This is a genomic window from Streptomyces sp. CBMA156 (assembly GCF_014596515.1).
Classification (GTDB): Bacteria; Actinomycetota; Actinomycetes; order Streptomycetales; family Streptomycetaceae; genus Kitasatospora.
The window spans coordinates 1-16,665 of record NZ_MSJQ01000190.1 but is presented as its reverse complement, the minus strand read 5'-3'; the positions used below and the strand labels follow the sequence as shown (position 1 = coordinate 16,665).

Below are 16,665 nucleotides of genomic sequence, written 5' to 3'. Positions count from 1 at the left end.
CTCCGCACCGGCCCTCGGTGTCCCCGCCGGCGCCGCCGACTGGCGGGGGATCAGGACCCACGCCCGCACCGGCGCGCCCGTCGCCCGCCGCGCCGGCCGGCTGCCCGTGGTGCTGTTCTCCTCCGGCGACGGCGGCTCGCGCGCCCTCGGCACCACCCTGGTCGAGGAGTTGGCGAGCCGCGGCCACCTCGTCGTCGCCCTCGACTCCACGTACGAGGCCGAACAAGTCGAGTTCCCCGGCGGCCGGGTCGAACGCGCCCTCCCGCTTCCCGACGACCTCACCCCGGAGGTCATCGCCGCCCTCCTCGCCGGGCACTCCAGGGCCCGCCTCGCCGACGCCCGCTTCGTCCTCGGCGCACTCGACCGGCTCGCCCGCGGGGACCGCCCCGACAGCGGTCCCGGCCCACTCCCGGACGGGCTCGCCGAAGCCGCCGACCCGGCCAGGACCGGCGTGCTCGGGCAGTCTCTCGGCGGCTCCGTCGCCGCCCAGCTCGCCCACGACGAGACCCGCGTCCGCGCGGCGGCCGACCTCGACGGCGCCCTCCTCGGACCCGTCGCCGACAGCGGCCTCGCCAAGCCCCTCCTGCTGATGGCCTCCGGTACGAAGACCCTGCGCACCGAACCGAGCTGGGCTTCCTGCTGGGCGGCGTCCACCGGCCCCCGGCACGCCCTGCGGCTGCGGAACGCCGCCCACGGCTCGTACACCGACCTCCAGGTCCTCCTGCCCCAGCTCGTCCGCCGCCTCCCGGTCCCCGACGCGGCCGGACTCATCGGCACCGTTGACCCCCGGCGCTCCCTGGCCGCCCAGCGCACCGCCGTCGCCGCCTTCTTCGCGCGGTACCTGACGGGGCGGCCCACCGGCTTCCTCGACCGGCCCGGCGACGACTGGCCGGAGCTGGAGGTGCTGCGCTGAACCGGCCCGCCGGTAGCGCGGAGCGGGCCGGGACACAGAGCCGGCACGATCGGAGGACGGACGGACCCGCTGTGCCCTCCGCGACCCCGACGCCGCGAGCGGACCACCCCCGCCGGGCCGCACCGCCCGCGCCCCGGACAGGGTCCGCGTCCTGATCGCAGACATCCGCCGAGCAGGAGCCCGTGCGGACCGCACCGTCCAGCTCCGCCGCGCAGCACATCATGATCATTCACGGAATCACGGTCGGAACCGGCGAACTGCACCCACAACTCCGCTGGCACGGAGGAGCAATGTGGGTAGACGCGGACGATCTCGGCATCGGCCTCACGACCAGCTTCTCCGCCCCGGACGGGGGCGCCCGCCCCTCGGGGGCTTCCGTCGGACCGGCCACCGGAGCCGGCCCGGCCCTCACCGGTTCCCCGTTGATCGTTTTCGGCTCCTCCCGCCCGTGAGCTGGCCGAACTCCTACTTGGCGTGGGCACCGCCGGACTCGATGATGTCGGCGGGGAGGCCTCGCCCGTTCGGCGAGGGATCGTGACGTGAGGGGGGCGGAGATGTCCACAGGTGCGGGCAGCGCACTGGAGGACGGCGGCACATCGGCGAAGGACCGGTTCGAGTACTGGCGGGACGTGCTGGCGAAGACGCGGGAGTGCGAGACGACCAGCGCTCACGTGGACAGCTTCGAGGCTGAGTTGCGGCGGTCGGAGCTCGGGTCCGTGACGATGCTCTGGTCATCGTTCCAGTCCGCCCGCTTCCGGCGCGACGAGCGGATGGTACGGCGTTCGGACCGGCCACCGATGTACTACCTGACGTTGCTGACGTCCGGCACCCAGGTGTTGCGGCGCGGGAGGGACCAGCGGGACAGGCTCAGGCCCGGAGACCTCGTGCTGATGGACAACACGACCCCGCACGACGTGCGGATCTTCGGCACCGGCCCGGGGGACGCCCGGGCCGAGGGCGTGGGCCTCGACATCCCCCAGTCGCTGCTGCCGGTGCCCGGGCACCTGGTGGACGACCTGCTCGGCCGGAGGCTGTCCGCCGAGGAGGGCCCGGGCGCACTGCTCGCGGAGTTCATGCGCGGCCTGGGCAGGCAGGCCGACACCCTGCGACCGGCCGCGGCGAACCGCCTCGGCTCGGTCACGGTCGACATGGTGGCGGCCTGGCTCGCCCAGGAGCTCGACGCCGAGACCGTGCTGCCGCAGGACACCCGTCGGCGGCTCCTGATGGAGAACGTCCGGGCGTTCATCCGGCGGAACCTGCACGACCCCGGCCTGAGCCCGTCCACGGTCGCGGCCGCGCACCACATCTCCGTCAGCTACCTGCACCGCCTCTTCGCCCAGGAGAAGCAGGGCGAGACCGTCGCCGCGGTCATCCGCGCCCAGCGGCTCAAGAAGGCCCACCGCGAGCTGGCCGACCCCGTGCTGCGCGCCGTGCCCGTCCACGTCCTCGCCGCCCGCTGCGGCATCCCCCGGCCCACCGAGTTCAGCCGGGCCTTCAAGTCCGCGTACGGGATCTCGCCCCGCGAACACCGCCACCGGGCCCTGTGCGGGCCCGGTGGCGAGTAGGCGGAACGTACGGATCGGGGCGGTGGGCGCCCGGGCACCACCCGGGCGCCCACCGGATCGGGTCGGTCAGCCGCCGGTGTCGTAGTCGGGCATGCAGGCGTCGGCCAGGTCGCTCAGTTCCTCGTGGAGGCCGCTGCCGAGTGCGTACCGGTAGGTCTCGACGCGGGTGACGTCGGGGCGGCGGCCCACAGCCGTTCGTACAGCTCGTGGCGGCCGGCGAACTCGCTGCCGACGCTGTCCCACCGGAGCTTCATCAGCTTGACGCGCTGCTCCGCGCCGGTGCCGCCCGCGCCCCGCAGGTAGGTCTCCAGGTAGGGCCGCGGTTCGGGGTTGCCGAAGTCACGGACGTGGGAGTCGAGGCTGATCAGGGCGCCCGCGACCACGCGCGGCCGGAGACGGCGACGGCGTCGTTCTCGTCGAAGCGGCGGGAGAGCGGGCAGTCGAAGGGGCTGCCCGCGAACCCAATGGCTCGTACCGGGAATCCCCTCCGCCTTGGAAGGCGGTTCGACGCGGTGTCCGGGATCGCCGGGCCGGGCCGTCCCCCGACCGGGGGAACTCCTCGGGCAGCGTCCGCGACGAGTCGGCCACCCGGGTGCCGCCCACCGGCGGCGATGGCCACGGGGCTGACGGAACTCTTCAACGGACCGCTCTCCCGCCGGTGTTGGGAGACGGTACGGTGCGCGGATGCATACACGTGTGACGGGCATCGCCGTGCGGCGCGGCCGGATGCTGCTGCTGGACCAGGACACCGAGGGGCCTCGGAGGTGGTCCCTGCCCGGCGGGAAGGTCGAGGGCGGCGAGACCCTGGCCGGGGCGCTGCGCCGGGAGATGCTGGAGGAGACCGGGCTCGACATCGAGGTCGGCCCCCTGCTGTACGTCTGCGACGTCACGGCCGCCGGCGTCGTGCACATCACCTTCGAGGTCGCGGTGACCGGCGCCCGGATCGGCGACATCGCCGACGGCTCGGACACCCGGCCGATCCGGGGTGTGGAGTGGGTGGGGCTCGACGACCTTCCCGGTCGCGGCTTCTCCGAGCGGTTCGTGAGGCTGGCCAAGGCGGACTGGCCGGGCGCCGGTACGTACATGGGGCCGAAGTCGAACATCGGGCTGTGACCTCGCACCGGTGGCCCGTACGCGCGAACGCGCCGGGCGGTGGTCTTCGCGGGAATCCCCACCGCGAGGACCACCGCCGGCGCGTCACGCCGAACAGGTGATCACGTACCTGACGCCTGCTCAGACACCTGCCGCGATCCGGCCGTAGTCGATCCAGCCGGGGTTGTTCCGGCCGTCGCCGCCGTTGTTGAGGAAGGCGGTGGTGGGGCCGGTGGTGACGAGGTAGTCGGCATGGGCGTCGCCGTCGATGTCCGCCAGCGCGACCGCGGTCTGGTCGGTGGTGAGCCCCGTCGCCGTCCGGCCGAAGTCGCTCCAGCCACCGTGGCCGTCGCCGCCCTTGTTGAGGAACGTGGTGATGGAACCGTCGGGGTTGATGACGTTGTAGTCGGCGCGGCCGTCGCCGTCGAAGTCGGCGAAGCGGACGCGGCTCCGGTCGGAGGTGAGGCCCCCGGCGACCCGGCCGTCGTCGAGCCAGCCGCCGTGGCCGTCGCCGCCCCGGTTGAGGAAGACGCCCACGGCGCCGTCGTCGGCGACGGTGGTGTAGTCGGTGCGGCCGTCGCCGTCGAAGTCGGCGAAGGTGACCTGGGCCGGGTTGCCGGTGAGCCCGGTGGCGACCTGGCCGAGGTCGCTCCAACCGCCGTGCCCGTCACCGCCCTTGTTCAGGAAGACGCGGACGGAGCCGTTGGGGTTGATGAGGATGTAGTCGGCGCGGCCGTCACCGTCGAAGTCCGCGAAACGCACCCGGCTGCGGTCGTTCGTCATCCCGGTCGTGACCTGGCCGAGGTCGCTCCAACCGCCGTGCCCGTCACCACCCTTGTTCAGGAACACCCGGGTGGAGCCGTCGTCGTTGAGGATCACGTAGTCCGCGCGGCCGTCACCGTCGAAGTCGGCCCACCGCACCCGGCCGGCCCCACCCGACTCCGTACCGGAGTGGTGCACCGGGGCCGGGGCTGCCAGGCCGTCCGTGAAGGCGCGGTCCAGGGCCTGGTCGAAGGTCTGCGCCAGCCGCTGGTAGCCCTGGTCGGCGGGGTGCAGCCCGTCGGCCATCTCGGCCGGAGTCAGCGCGGGTGCGGCGCTGTAGCGGACCTTGCGGCCCTGGGCCTGCTTCGCGAGGACGGCCCGGCTCAGAGCGTCGTTGTAGTCGGCCACCTGGGTGGTCAGGTTCGAGGTGGTCGGGATCAGGCCCATCACGAGGACGGTCACGCCGGGCCGGTCGGCCAGGATCCGGTCGATCAGCGCCGACGTCCGGTCCGCGGCGTGTGCCTTGTCGGTACCCCGGTCCAGGTCGTTGATGCCGATGTGGAGCAGGACGACGTCCGGCTGCGCGGCGGCCAGCCAGCCGTCGACACCGGCCAGGATGTCGTTGACCATGGACCCGCTGTGGCCCTCGTTGTCCGGGTCGGTCACCGCGCCGTTGCCGCGCGAGCCCACCAGGTCGACGGTGTAGCGGTTCTGCTGGGCCGCGAGGTCCGCGAGTGGTCCGCGGTACCCGGCGTCGGTGGTGCTCCGGTACCCGGCGGTGATCGAGTCGCCGAGCGGCATCACCCGCAACACCGGGGCGGGCTTCGGTGCGGCGGCGGACGCCGTGGGGGCCGTGGCGGCGAGTGCGGCCACTGCGGTCACCGCGGCCAGAGCGAATGTGACGGTGCGCTTCATGAGATTCCTTCCCTCTTTCCGGTCGCGGTTCAGGCGCCGGCGGCGATCTGGCCGTAGTTGATCCAGCCCGGGTTGTTCTGGTCGTCGCCGCCGTTGTTGAGGAAGGCGGTGGTCGGACCGGTCGTCACCAGGTAGTCCGCGCGGCCGTCGGCGTTGATGTCGGCCAGCTCCACGGTGTTCTGGTTGCTGGTGATACCCGTGGTGATCTTCGAACGCAGCGTCCAGCCACCACCCGTGTCACCACCGTGGTTCACGTAGCTGGTGATGCTGCCATCGGCGTTGACGATGTTGTAGTCGGCACGCCCGTCACCATCGACGTCCGCCCACTTCACACGCGTCATGTCGGTGGTGACACCGCCCGCGACCTTGCCCAGGTCCGACCAGCTACCCGTACCGTTGTTACGGAACACACCCACCGCACCGTCCGGCTGAGTGATGACGTAGTCCGTCCGGCCGTCACCGTCGAAGTCCGCGAAACGCACCTGCGCCGGGTTGGCCGTCAGCCCGCTGGCAACCTGACCCAGATCACTCCAACCACCGTGCCCGTCACCACCCTTGTTCAGGAACACCCGCACGGAACCATCGGTGTTGATCAGGATGTAGTCCGCACGACCGTCACCGTCGTAGTCCGCGAAACGCACCCGGCTGCGGTCACTCGTCATTCCCGTCGTGACCTGACCGAGGTCATTCCAACCACCGTGCCCGTCACCACCGTTGTTCAGGAACACCCGAGCAGAACCGTTGTCATTGACGATCACGTAGTCCGCCCGGCCGTCACCGTCGAAATCCGCCCACCGCACCCGACCCGCCCCACCCGACTCCGTACCGGCGCCACTGGGGTACGGGTTGGCGTGGTCGGTGGCGAGACCCGTGCCGGGTGCGCAGCCCCACGCCCCGGCGCCCTGGTCGGCGAGGATCTTTTCGGCTATCAGGATCTGCTGTCTCTTGGTGGCGAGGTCGGGACGGGCCGCGTAGGCGGTGCCGCCGTAGTGCTGCCAGTTCGTCAGGCTGATCTGCAGCCCGCCGTAGTACGTGTTGCCGGAGTTGATGCTCCAGTTCCCCGAGCTCTCGCACTGGGCGACCTTGTCCCAGGTGGCGACCGAGGCGGCGTTGGCGGTGCCTGCGCCGACTCCGCAGACTGCGGCGAGGACAGCGAGGGTGAGCGGGATGCGACGGCGCGGGTTCAAGGATTCACTCTCTTCGGTAGGACGATCGATCAGATGGGTGGGCGGGGCGCTGCGGACACCCGGCGCACGGCGCCCCGCCTGGGGTGGGACCGGTTCAGGCGCCGGCGGCGATCTGGCCGTAGTTGATCCAGCCCGGGTTGTTCTGGTCGTCGCCGCCGTTGTTGAGGAAGGCGGTGGTCGGACCGGTGGTCACCAGGTAGTCCGCGCGGCCGTCGGCGTTGATGTCGGCCAGCTCCACGGTGTTCTGGTTGCTGGTGATACCCGTGGTGATCTTCGAACGCAGCGTCCAGCCACCACCCGTGTCACCACCGTGGTTCACGTAGCTGGTGATGCTGCCATCGGCGTTGACGATGTTGTAGTCGGCACGCCCGTCACCATCGACGTCCGCCCACTTGACACGCGTCATGTCGGTGGTGACACCGCCCGCGACCTTGCCCAGGTCCGACCAGCTACCCGTACCGTTGTTGCGGAACACACCCACCGCACCGTCCGCCTGGGTGATGACGTAGTCCGTCCGGCCGTCACCGTCGAAGTCCGCGAAACGCACCTGCGCCGGGTTGGCGGTGAGACCGGTGGCGACCTGACCCAGGTCGCTCCAACCGCCGTGCCCGTCACCGCCCTTGTTCAGGAACACCCGCACGGAACCATCGGTGTTGATCAGGATGTAGTCCGCACGACCGTCACCGTCGTAGTCCGCGAAACGCACCCGGCTGCGGTCACTCGTCATCCCCGTCGTCACCTGACCCAGATCGTTCCAACCCCCGTGCCCGTCACCACCGTTGTTCAGGAACACCCGAGCAGAACCGTTGTCATTGACGATCACGTAGTCCGCCCGGCCGTCACCGTCGAAATCCGCCCACCGCACCCGACCCGCCCCACCCGACTCCGTACCGGCGGAGGCCCCCCGGCCGCCGTTCGGCGACACGTAGCCGCTGACGTGCTTCGACCCGTACATCCCGCCGGCGCTGATGGTGCCGCGGGTGACCTGGCTGTTGCCCTGGTTGCCGCCGATGGTGCTGACGGTCCCGTCGGAGTTGACCGCGACGACCAGCGAGACGTGGTCGGCGTAGCCGGCGCCGTTGTAGTTGAAGACGGCGGCGTCACCGACGCGGGGGGTCGAGTGCAGACCGGAGCCGTACTGTCCGAAGCTGCCGGCCCCGGCGGTCAGCCCCGAGACGTTGACGCCGTTCTGCGCCCAGACCCACTTGGCGAAGTCGGCGCACCAGTCCTCGCCGCAGCTGCCGTAGTAGCCGCTGCCACCGGCGCTGTTGGTGCCGCAGGCGCCGTGGCCGAGGTTGGCCTCGGCGATGCCGACGATGTTCGACCCGACGCTGGCGGAGGCGATCTGGGCTCCCGACAGCATGAGGACGGGCGTGATCGCGGCGGTGGCGAAGGCGGCGGTGACCAGTGAGCGTACGGAGCGCTTGCGCATGGTGGGTTCTCCTGTTTCGGGCATGGTGGGGACTGGCATGGTGGGGGCAGGCATGGTGCAGCGGTGAAGGTGAGGGTCCGCAGGCGGGGACACCGCGGTGCACCGGAGATCGGTGGCACCTGAGGGCAGGGCTCTGGGCACAGGCCCTGGGCGAGCCGGATCCGGTAGCGGATCGTCGGCGACGCGCCCCGGACGGCGGTGCACCGTCGGAGGCGGCGAGGAGGTGGTCCGTGCCGGAGGCGCCGGGCGGGGCCGGTGTCCGGGCGGCGCGGGGTAGGGACGGCTGCCCTGCAGGAACAGCGGTCGTCGGCGCCCGCAACGGTGCCGGTTACTGCCTGCTGATGGTGTCGCCGGGCACCGTGCCGGCCTCGACGCGAGGGGCGGAGGTGTCGGCAGGGGTGACGACCGCGGTGGCCTTGGAGAGACGGGTGCGCAGCATGGCGGAGTCCTTCGACGGAGGTGGGGCGGCCGGAGCGTGCGTCCCGCGGTGACGCTTCGTCCTGCCGGCCTTGCCGGTCGGTGGTCCCGGCCGGCGATCTCTACCTTCGTGGAAGTGCGGGGCTGTCGGAAGGGATGTCAGGTGGACGGAATCGTCCCCGACCGGATCCGTCCGACGGGGGCCGGAGACAGTTCCGGTGCGGGGACGGCGGTCCTGTCAGGCCTGCCGGACGATCTGCACGGCGACCAGGAGGCCGGCGGCGGCCGCGCAGGCCGTCATCGCCACCCGCCTGACGCGGGCGCGGGTTCCGGTCCCCGCGGTGACGGACAGCGCGGCCACCACGAGGAGCAGGACCCCGACGACTGTCTCGGCCGGGGCCCGGTGGGCCAGGGCGCCGCGCAGCGCCAGGACCGCCACAACCAGCGCCGAGAGCGCGGTGCGGCGGCCCGCGAGGGTTGTGCGTTCGGGCTGGAGCCCGGGGTCGGCCGGCCCGTCGGTGTGCCCGGGCGGTGTCATGGCGCCCCGACGAGGAGCAGGAGCAAGCCGAGGCCGGTCAGCGCGGCACCCGTGGCGAGCACCGGCAGCAGCCGGCTCGGCGGCAGCGGCCGTTTGTGGCGCATCGCCCGCTGGACCGAACGCCACCGGAAGTAGGCCGCCGTGCACAGCAGAGCGCCCACCACCGCCAGCCCGGCACCGAGCGCCACTCCCCCGGCCCCCCGCGCGTGCGGCGGGACGAACTGGGCCACGGCCAGGGCCGCCGCGATCAGCGCGAGGCCCGTTCTGAACCAGGCCAGGAACGTCCGCTCGTTGGCCAGCGAGAACCGGTAGTCCGGCTCCTCGCCCTCCTCGTACCACGGCGTGCCGCGGCCGCGGCGGGATGGGACGGGCATGGGGGGCTCCCTGCGAGGGCGGAGTCGAGTCGGCCCGTCGGCGGGTGACCTGGTTCCTCGCACCGGGCGGGAACCGGGTCACCCGCCGACGGGCGGTCGGATGTCCGCGGTTGCGGTCAGAGTCGGGGGTGGCGGATCTCACCGGCCGCTTCCAGCAGGGCCGCCGTTCCGAGCAGCAGGTCCTCCCGGTGGTGGGGCGCGACGAGTTGGACGGCGCAGGGCAGCCCCGCGGCGCCGTGGGCCGGCCCTGCGGGGATGCTGAGTGCGGGGTGTCCGGTGTCGTTGAAGACGGACGTGTAGGCGATCGGGATGGTCCGGTCCCGGAGGGCCGCTTCGATGTCGGGGCCTTCCGCCGGCCAGTCGGTGGCCGGGACGGTCGGGGTGAGCAGCAGGTCGTGACCGGTGAACAGCGCGGCGGCCCACTGGTCGAGGCGGGCGCGGTGCTCCCAGTAGCGGGCGATCTCCTCGACCGTGACCGAGCGGCCCTGGTCCAGCGCGGCGGCGAGCCACGGCTCGAAGTCCTGCCGACGGGTGGTGAAGGCCTCCAGGGCGCTGGTGAGCCGGGCGCGGGCGAGGACCTTCTGCCGGAGCTGGGCGAGGGACGGGAAGTCGTCGGCGCCGGGGAGGGAGGCGTCCTCGTCCGCGACCTGGAAGCCCTGGGCCCGCAGGGTGTCCGCGGCCCGTTCGAGGGCGGCGAGCTGCGGCGGCGTGGGTTCGGCGACGCCGAAGGTGCGCATCACCCGGACGCGGAGCCGTCGCGGGCCCCGCTCGGACCGGTCGAGGGCGGCGGAGGCGTCGAGGCCTTCAGCGAAGGCGTCGATGCCTCCGAGGTACGAACTACCGGGCGCGGGCAGGGAGAACGGGTCCGCCGGGTGGTGCCCGGCGGCGATGTCGAGGTGGAGCGCGGTGTCCCGTACGGTGCGGGTGACACAGCCGAGGACGGTGTTGCGGGGCCAGTGCGTGGTGCGGGCCGGGCCCTGGGGGATGCGGCCCCGGCTCGGCTTGAGACCGACGACGCCACAGAGCGCGGCGGGGATGCGGGTGGAGCCTCCGCCGTCGCCGGCGGTCGCGAGGGCGACGAGGCCGGCGGCGACGGCCGCGGCCGAGCCGCCACTGGAGCCGCCCGGGGAGAGGGCGGTGTTCCAGGGGTTGCGGGTGGTGCCGAACGCCTCGTTGGCGGTGTGGACGCCCGCGCCCATGGGCGGCATGTTGGTCTTGCCGACGATGATGGCGCCGGCCGCGCGCAGCCTGGCGACGTGCAGGGAGTCGTGCGCGGCGGGCGGGTTGTCGCGGAAGGCGCGGGTGCCGTGGCTGGTGGGCAGGCCCGCGGCGTCCTCGCCGTCCTTGACGAGGACGGGCAGCCCGGTCAGCGGGCCGAGCGCGGGTTCGTCGCGGGCGATCCGCTCGGCGGCGTCGGCGGCCTGGGCGAGGGCGCGTTCGGCGTCGAGCCGTACGACGCTGTTCAGGGCGCCGTCGTGGGTGCGGATCCGGTCGAGGGTGTGGGTCATCAGCTCGACGGGCGAGAGGGCGCGGCGGCGCATGAGGGCGAGGAGTTCCGTGGCCGGGGCGTACGAGAGGTCCGGGGTGTCAGTCATGGGTGGCGTGCTCCTGGCGGCGTGGGCGGGACGGGCTGTCGGGTTCGGCGTGGGCGGCCGCTTCGAGGCTGAGCCCGGTCGTACGGGGGCCGAGGGCGACGACGATGATGCCGCCGACGACGGCGAGGCAGGCCAGGAAGAGGAAGACCGCCGTGTAGCCGACACCGGTGTAGAGGGCGGCGATCAGTGCGGGGGCCCCGAGGTTGACCACCCTGGACAGGGCGTTGGCCGTGCCGGAGCCGAGCGCGCGGACCCGGGTGGGGAAGACCTCCGCGGAGTACACCTGGAGGAACGGCACGGTCATCTGGAAGAGCAGGTTGACCGCGCAGCCGAGGACGAGGACGGCGGCCGGGGCCCGGACGAAGGCGAACAGCACGAGGGCGAGCGAACTCAGCAGGCCGAGGGCGAACTGGGTGACGCGCCGGTCCCAGCGGTCGATGAGCGGCGCGGAGAGCAGGGCGCCGACGGGGGCCGCGGTGGTGAGGACGGCCGACATGAGAAGGGTGTCGTCGAGTTCGAGGCCGTTCTCCGACAGCAGGGTGGGCGTCCAGGTCTGGAAGGCGGAGTACGCGAGCAGCCCGGCCGTCCACATCGCCGAGACGGTGAGGAAGGTACGGCGGTGGGCACGGTCCAGCAGGTCACGCAGCCGCGCGGGCGGGGGCGGAGCCGCGGTGGTCGGGGGCCCCGGGGCAGGATCGGGGTGGACGGCGGCAGGATCGGGGCGGACCGCGGCGGGATCGGGATGGACCGCGGCCGGAGGCCCGGCCACTCCGCACTGGCGCTCGATCCGGCGGACGATCTCCTCCGCCCGCGCCTGCTGCCCCGTGGAGGCCAGCCAGCGCGGGCTCTCGGGCACCCACCGGCGGATCAGCCAGGCGAAGACGCCCCCGAACAGCCCGAGCCCGAAGACCGCCCGCCAGCCCCAGTCCGCGTGCGGGACGAGGAGGTAGCCCGCCCACCCGGCGATGGGGATGCCGAGCGAGCCGATGACGACCTTGTAGGTCTGCAGCCGCCCCCGGTGGGCGGCCGGGACGAACTCCGTCAGGACGACGATCGCCACGACCGCCATGCCCTGGGTGCCGAAGTGGGCGGCGAAGCGGGTCGCCATGAGCTGCCAGGGGTTCTGCGCGAGGACGCACAGGAGGGTCGCCGCGCAGTAGACGGTGACGAAGACCAGCATGGTGCGGCGGCGTCCGGCGCGGTCGGCGAGGCGTCCGCCGAGGATGCCGCCGGCGAAGGCGCCGAGCGAGGCGATGCCGGCGACGGCGGCGATATCCGTCAGCGACAGGCCCCACTGCGAGCGCAGGGCGGGGGCGACGAACGCGAAGGAGTAGGTCTCGACCCACTCGAAGAGGATCATGCCGGCCAGGGCCAGGACGAGCCGGCGGTGGAACCTGCCGAGCGGGAGCCGGTCGAGGCGGGCGCCGAGCGCCGCCGCTTCGGCCGCTCCCATCAGATCACTCCCTCGTCCCGCAGGGCCGCGAGGTCGGCGGGGCCGATGCCGAGCAGGTCCCGGTAGACCTCGGCGTTGTGGGCGCCGAGGGCCGGGCCTGTGGTGCGGATGCTGCCGGGCGTCCTGGACAGGCGGGGAATGGGCGCGGGCATGGGGAGTTCGCCGAACTCGGGGTCCTCGACGTGGACGAGGCTGCCGCGTTCGCGGTAGTGCGGGTCGGCGGCGATGTCGGCGATGCTCATGAGCGGCGAGGCGGGCACGCCCGCGTCGTTGAGCAGTTCGGCGAGGTCGTCGGCGGCGTGGCCGGCGACCCACTCGGCGATGATCGCGTAGAGGTCGTCCGCGTGCTCGCTGCGCGCGGGGCGGGTGGCGTACTCGGGCGCGTCGGCCAGTTCGGGGCGGCCCATGAGGGCGGCCAGGCGGCGGAAGAGCGGGTCGGTCCCCGCGTGCAGGGAGAGCCGGCGGCCGTCCGCGGTGGTGAAGTCGGAGGCGGGGACGATCAGCGGGTTGCGGTTGCCGAGCCGCTCGCGGACCCGGCCGGTGGTGGCGTACGCGGTCAGGGCGTCCTCGGAGGCGCGGAACCCGGCCTCGTAGAGAGCGAGGTCGACGACCTGGCCGCCGCCGCCCGCGGTCTCGCGGTGGTAGAGGGCGGTGACCACCGAGAAGGCGCCGAGGTAGGCGGCCATGTAGTCGATCGTCGAGTACCCGCTGCGGACGGGCGGCCGGTCGGGGTCGCCGGTGACGTGGGTCAGTCCGGCGAAGGCGCTGGCGATCCGGTCGAAGGAGCCGCGGTCGCGGTACGGGCCGGTCAGGCCGTAGCCCGTGACGTAGACGAGGATCGCGTCCGGCGCGATGGCGCGCAGCGAGTCCGGGTCCAGGCCCCACTTCTCCAGGGTCGACGGCCGGTAGTTGGTGATCACCACGTCGAAGTGCGGGACCAGTTCGCGGGCCAGGTCCTGCCCGCGGGTGGTGCGCAGGTCCAGGGTGACGGACTTCTTGTTCCGGGCCTCCTGGGCCCAGTACGGGGAACGGCCGCCGTCGACGGCACCCCGGGTGAAGTCGCCGTGCCCGGGTTCTTCGACCTTGATCACCTCGGCGCCGAAGTCACCCAGGAAGGTGGCGGTGACCGGCGCCGCGAGAACGGTGGACAGGTCGAGGACACGGATGCCCGCCAACGGAAGATTCGCCATGCGATGCTCCTGAAATTTCAGTAACGTTTCGTTATTAACGAAACGTTGTTAGCGGGACCTTAGGCTAGGCCCCGCACGGGGGCAAGACCCCGGGAGCAGATCGCGGTGAACGGAGACAGCCCGACCCATGGACCAGAAGCCGGACGTGAACGACACCGGCCGACCGCGGCGACGGCGCCGCAGCCGGCAGGAGACCGAGGCCGACCTGCTCGACGCGGCGCGCCGGCTGCTGCAGCGCGACGGCGTGCTCGCGGGCGTGAACCTGCGGGAGATCGCGACCGAGGCGGGAGTCAACCACGGGCAGATCTACCAGTACTACGGCAGCCGCCAGGCCCTGCTGCGCGCCTCGGTGGCCGACCTGGTTGACCGTCAGGCGGCCGAACGGGAGGCCGGGTTCTGGGACCTGCCGTTCGCCGAGCGCCGGGCCGAGATGTTCCGGCACCGGATCGCCGAGCCCGAGGTCGTCCGGCTGGAGGCCCTGCTCGCCCTCGACGGCGACGAGGGCGTCAACCCGCTGCCCCGGTTCGCCCAGACCCGCCGCAGCCTGGAGCGCGACCGCCGCGAGGGCGCGCTGCCGCCCGACAGCGACCCGGTGGCGGCCCACGTCATGGCCGCCGCCACCCTGGTCGGCTACGTGATCTTCCGCGAGGCGTACGCACGGGACACGGGCATCCCGCTCGACGAACTCGACGAGCGCGCCGAGCGCGCCTACGCCCGGATGATCGCCGGCCTCACCGGCGACTCCCCCGCGGAGGCACGGGACGGCCGATGACGGGGCGGGGATGACGGGCGGACGACCGGACGGGAGCTCACCGCCGCGGGTCGGGTGCGCGAGGGCTCCGGACGGTAGCCGGGCCGCTCTCCTCCTCCCGCTGGAACGACGGCAAACGCCCCCGCCCCCGGAAGTACCGGGGACGGGGGCGCCTGGCGCCGGGGCGTGTCGGGGCGTGCCCGGTCAGCTCCGGGTGACCACGAGCTGGCTGGAGCCGTCCGGCAGGCCCGCGATGGCGGCGCGCTGGGCCGGAAAGGTGACCACGCCCGCCGGGCCCTGAACGGCGGTGAAGCCGGACCAGTTGCCGCTGCCGAAGCGGGTCTCGTGGTAGAGATTGCCGTCGTTGCCGATCACCGCCACCTGGGACGAACCGTCCGGCAGCCCGGCGATGCCGACCGTCCGCGCGGCCATGGTCGGCGTACCGACGCCGGGGAGCGCGGCGAAGCCGCTCCAACTACCATTGGCGAAACGGGTCTTGTGGTAGACGTTGCCGTCGTTGCCGATCGCCAGCACCTGCGAGGAGCCGTCCGGCAGGCCCGCGATGGCCACCCGGCCGGCCGCCATGGTCGGCGTGCCGACCCCGGGGAGCGCGGCGAAACCGCTCCAACTGCCGTCGGCGAAGCGGGTCTTGTGGTAGACGTTCCCGTCGTTGCCGATCGCCAGCAGCTGGGTGGACCCGTCCGGCAGGCCCGCGATGGCGACGTCCCCGGCCGCCATGGTCGGGGTACCGACCCCGGGAAGCGGGGCGAAACCGCTCCAACTGCCGTTGGCGAAACGGGTCTCGTGGTAGACGTTGCCGTCGCTGCCGATCGCCACCACCTGCGAGGAGCCGTCCGGCAGGCCCGCGATGCCGGCCCGGCGGGCCTGCGTGGTCGGCATGCCGTCAGTGGGGAGCGCGGCGAAGCCGCTCCAGCCGCCGTTGGCGGCCCGGACCCCGTGGTAGAGCCGGCCGTCCAGGCCGAGGCCCACTTCCTGAGAGGAGCCCCCAGGCAGTCCGGCGATCGCGGCCTCCGAGCCGCGGAACAGGCCCGCGCCGCCCGTCAGCGGGCCGAAGCCGGGCCACGCGCCCGTACTCTGGCGCACCCCCAGGAAGAACGCGGAGGACTGGGGCCGCGGGATCCCGGTGAGCTGGATGTCGAGGTAGTCCTGGTCTATGCCTATCGAGAAGCCGCCCCAGGTCTCCGGGTTCTGCGGCGAGGCGTACTGGTGGGCGCGCTGGTGGGCGGACCAGTAGCCGGCCGGTATCGCCGGGTCCGCGGTGTCCTCGCGGCCGTTCCAGTTGGCGCTGAAGACGGCGTCGGGCATGGTGTAGGCGCCGTTGCCGACGTTGGCGGCCAGGTCCTTCATGCCGGACGAGGAACTGCTGTAGACACCGGAGTTGTAACCCCAGGCGTGCAGTTCGTTGGTCCACGCGGTCAGGAAGGCGAGCACCGCGCCCGAGTACTGCGGGGCGTAGTCCTCCATGTCGTAGTAGAGGACCGCGCCGGGGCCGAAGCCGAGGGCCCTGGCCTGGCTCACCGCGTCGTCGGCGGCGCCGGCGCCCTCGGTGGCGGGCGAGACGATCGACGGGGCCTGCACGCCGACGTACAGCGGCATGAAGGCCCAGCCCGCGGCCTGCTGCTGCTGGACCCAGGAGGCCGTCAGGTTCGGCTGGGCACAGGCCCGCTTGGCGCCACCGATGTAGACGCCGACCGCCCGGTACGGGGAGGAGGTCATCCACGCGTTCATCGCCGCGCCGGAGGGCGCCGTGCAGGCGTCGAACCCCTTGCCGGTGTGGTTCGTCGCCGACACGGGTATCGACGCCGCCGAGGCCCGGCCGGACGGCGCTGCCGCGGCGGCGGTGGACCGCGGCGCGACGGCCGTCCCGGCACCGGCGGGCGCCGGCTCCGGCAGGTGCGCCGGCGCGGGGGTGAGCCCGGCGCCGGTGACGATCCGCCGCACCAGCGGCTGGTCCGTGTCGTACGTCCCGGTCACCGCGACGACGCCGTCGTTCGCCCGGATCACGTGCGCGACGGGGCTGGAACCCTCCTGGTCCGGTGTGGCGCCGGCGGCGGGCTCGACCAGCAGGGCCTCGGTGCGGCCGACCAGCCGCGGCGGGCAGACCTGCTGCTCGCCCGGGTGACCGAGGTACACGGCGTGCCGGTCGAAACGGACACAGGTCTTCGGGTCCGCGGTCAGATCCACCACCGGCCAGGCCGCGGGCACGTGGAAGACGCGGCCCTGGTACGTCACCGCCTTGGTGTCCGGACTTCCGGCGGCAGCGGCCGCGGCGGAGCCGGTGGCGGCGGCAACCGCCGTGAGCACGGCCGTCGCGACGGCCGCGGCGCTCCGGAGCGCTGTCATACGGGTCTTCACCCAGATCTCTCCTGACATGACGGAAGGCCGCGCGCCGAGGAGTCGGCCGCGCGGCGTCGGCGGCCACCCTATCCACGCCCGCCGCGTGGCGGGCCGGCCGGCAGC

General features: G+C 73.1%; 14 protein-coding genes. 4 read left to right on the top strand and 10 right to left on the bottom strand.

Annotated features, from left to right (window positions below):
* Both BU198_RS15670 and BU198_RS15665 read left to right on the top strand, forming a co-directional pair.
* Nucleotides 1-913: alpha/beta hydrolase family protein (locus BU198_RS15670; protein WP_188297468.1), on the top strand; the 913-nt coding region annotated here is incomplete at its 5' end.
* Nucleotides 914-1,467: 554 nt separating this feature from the next.
* A complete protein-coding gene (locus BU198_RS15665; RefSeq protein WP_188297467.1) occupies nt 1,468-2,478 on the top strand; it encodes a helix-turn-helix domain-containing protein in 1,011 nt (336 codons plus the stop codon).
* 113 nt (nt 2,479-2,591) lie between these two features.
* Here BU198_RS15665 and BU198_RS42180 read toward each other — a convergent pair whose 3' ends face one another.
* Nucleotides 2,592-2,861, bottom strand: a complete 270-nt coding sequence (locus tag BU198_RS42180; protein ID WP_317620142.1) for a 4-hydroxyphenylacetate 3-hydroxylase C-terminal domain-containing protein — start codon at nt 2,859-2,861, stop codon at nt 2,592-2,594.
* Between the two features lie 301 nt (nt 2,862-3,162).
* On the opposite strand from BU198_RS42180, the gene BU198_RS15655 reads away from it, so the two are divergent.
* Nucleotides 3,163-3,591 (top strand): NUDIX domain-containing protein, encoded by a 429-nt coding sequence (locus BU198_RS15655; RefSeq protein WP_223244438.1) that lies wholly within the window; start codon nt 3,163-3,165, stop codon nt 3,589-3,591.
* A gap of 120 nt (nt 3,592-3,711) precedes the next feature.
* Here the strand turns inward: BU198_RS15655 and BU198_RS15650 are convergent, their stop codons facing one another.
* From BU198_RS15650 to BU198_RS15615, 8 genes are all read right to left on the bottom strand, one after another.
* A complete protein-coding gene (locus BU198_RS15650) occupies nt 3,712-5,247 on the bottom strand; it encodes an FG-GAP-like repeat-containing protein (protein WP_188297465.1) in 1,536 nt (511 codons plus the stop codon).
* Between the two features lie 29 nt (nt 5,248-5,276).
* The gene (locus BU198_RS43800; RefSeq protein ID WP_317620141.1) at nt 5,277-6,434 is read right to left on the bottom strand and encodes an FG-GAP-like repeat-containing protein; all 1,158 of its coding nucleotides are present in this window, start codon (nt 6,432-6,434) and stop codon (nt 5,277-5,279) included.
* A 94-nt stretch (nt 6,435-6,528) separates the two neighbouring features.
* On the bottom strand, nt 6,529-7,866 hold the full coding sequence (locus BU198_RS15640; protein WP_223244437.1) for an FG-GAP-like repeat-containing protein: 1,338 nt from the start codon (nt 7,864-7,866) through the stop codon (nt 6,529-6,531).
* A gap of 655 nt (nt 7,867-8,521) precedes the next feature.
* Nucleotides 8,522-8,821, bottom strand: a complete 300-nt coding sequence (locus BU198_RS15635) for a DUF202 domain-containing protein (RefSeq protein ID WP_188297463.1) — start codon at nt 8,819-8,821, stop codon at nt 8,522-8,524.
* Nucleotides 8,818-9,195: a YidH family protein gene (locus BU198_RS15630; RefSeq protein WP_188297462.1), complete on the bottom strand. Its 378-nt coding sequence runs from the start codon at nt 9,193-9,195 to the stop codon at nt 8,818-8,820. Before BU198_RS15630 ends, BU198_RS15635 begins: the two co-directional genes overlap by 4 nt.
* A gap of 116 nt (nt 9,196-9,311) precedes the next feature.
* On the bottom strand, nt 9,312-10,790 hold the full coding sequence (locus BU198_RS15625; RefSeq protein WP_188297461.1) for an amidase: 1,479 nt from the start codon (nt 10,788-10,790) through the stop codon (nt 9,312-9,314).
* On the bottom strand, nt 10,783-12,243 hold the full coding sequence (locus BU198_RS15620; protein ID WP_188297460.1) for an MFS transporter: 1,461 nt from the start codon (nt 12,241-12,243) through the stop codon (nt 10,783-10,785). Before BU198_RS15620 ends, BU198_RS15625 begins: the two co-directional genes overlap by 8 nt.
* The gene (locus BU198_RS15615) at nt 12,243-13,433 is read right to left on the bottom strand and encodes a CaiB/BaiF CoA transferase family protein (protein WP_188297459.1); all 1,191 of its coding nucleotides are present in this window, start codon (nt 13,431-13,433) and stop codon (nt 12,243-12,245) included. Before BU198_RS15615 ends, BU198_RS15620 begins: the two co-directional genes overlap by 1 nt.
* A 127-nt stretch (nt 13,434-13,560) precedes the next feature.
* Here BU198_RS15615 and BU198_RS15610 point away from each other — a divergent pair, with 127 nt between their 5' ends.
* Nucleotides 13,561-14,205, top strand: coding sequence for a TetR/AcrR family transcriptional regulator (locus tag BU198_RS15610; RefSeq protein ID WP_188297458.1), 645 nt, complete (start codon nt 13,561-13,563; stop codon nt 14,203-14,205).
* 183 nt (nt 14,206-14,388) lie between these two features.
* On the opposite strand, the gene BU198_RS15605 is transcribed toward BU198_RS15610, so the two are convergent.
* On the bottom strand, nt 14,389-16,548 hold the full coding sequence (locus tag BU198_RS15605) for a glycoside hydrolase domain-containing protein (protein ID WP_188297457.1): 2,160 nt from the start codon (nt 16,546-16,548) through the stop codon (nt 14,389-14,391).
* Nucleotides 16,549-16,665: the final 117 nt, after the last annotated feature.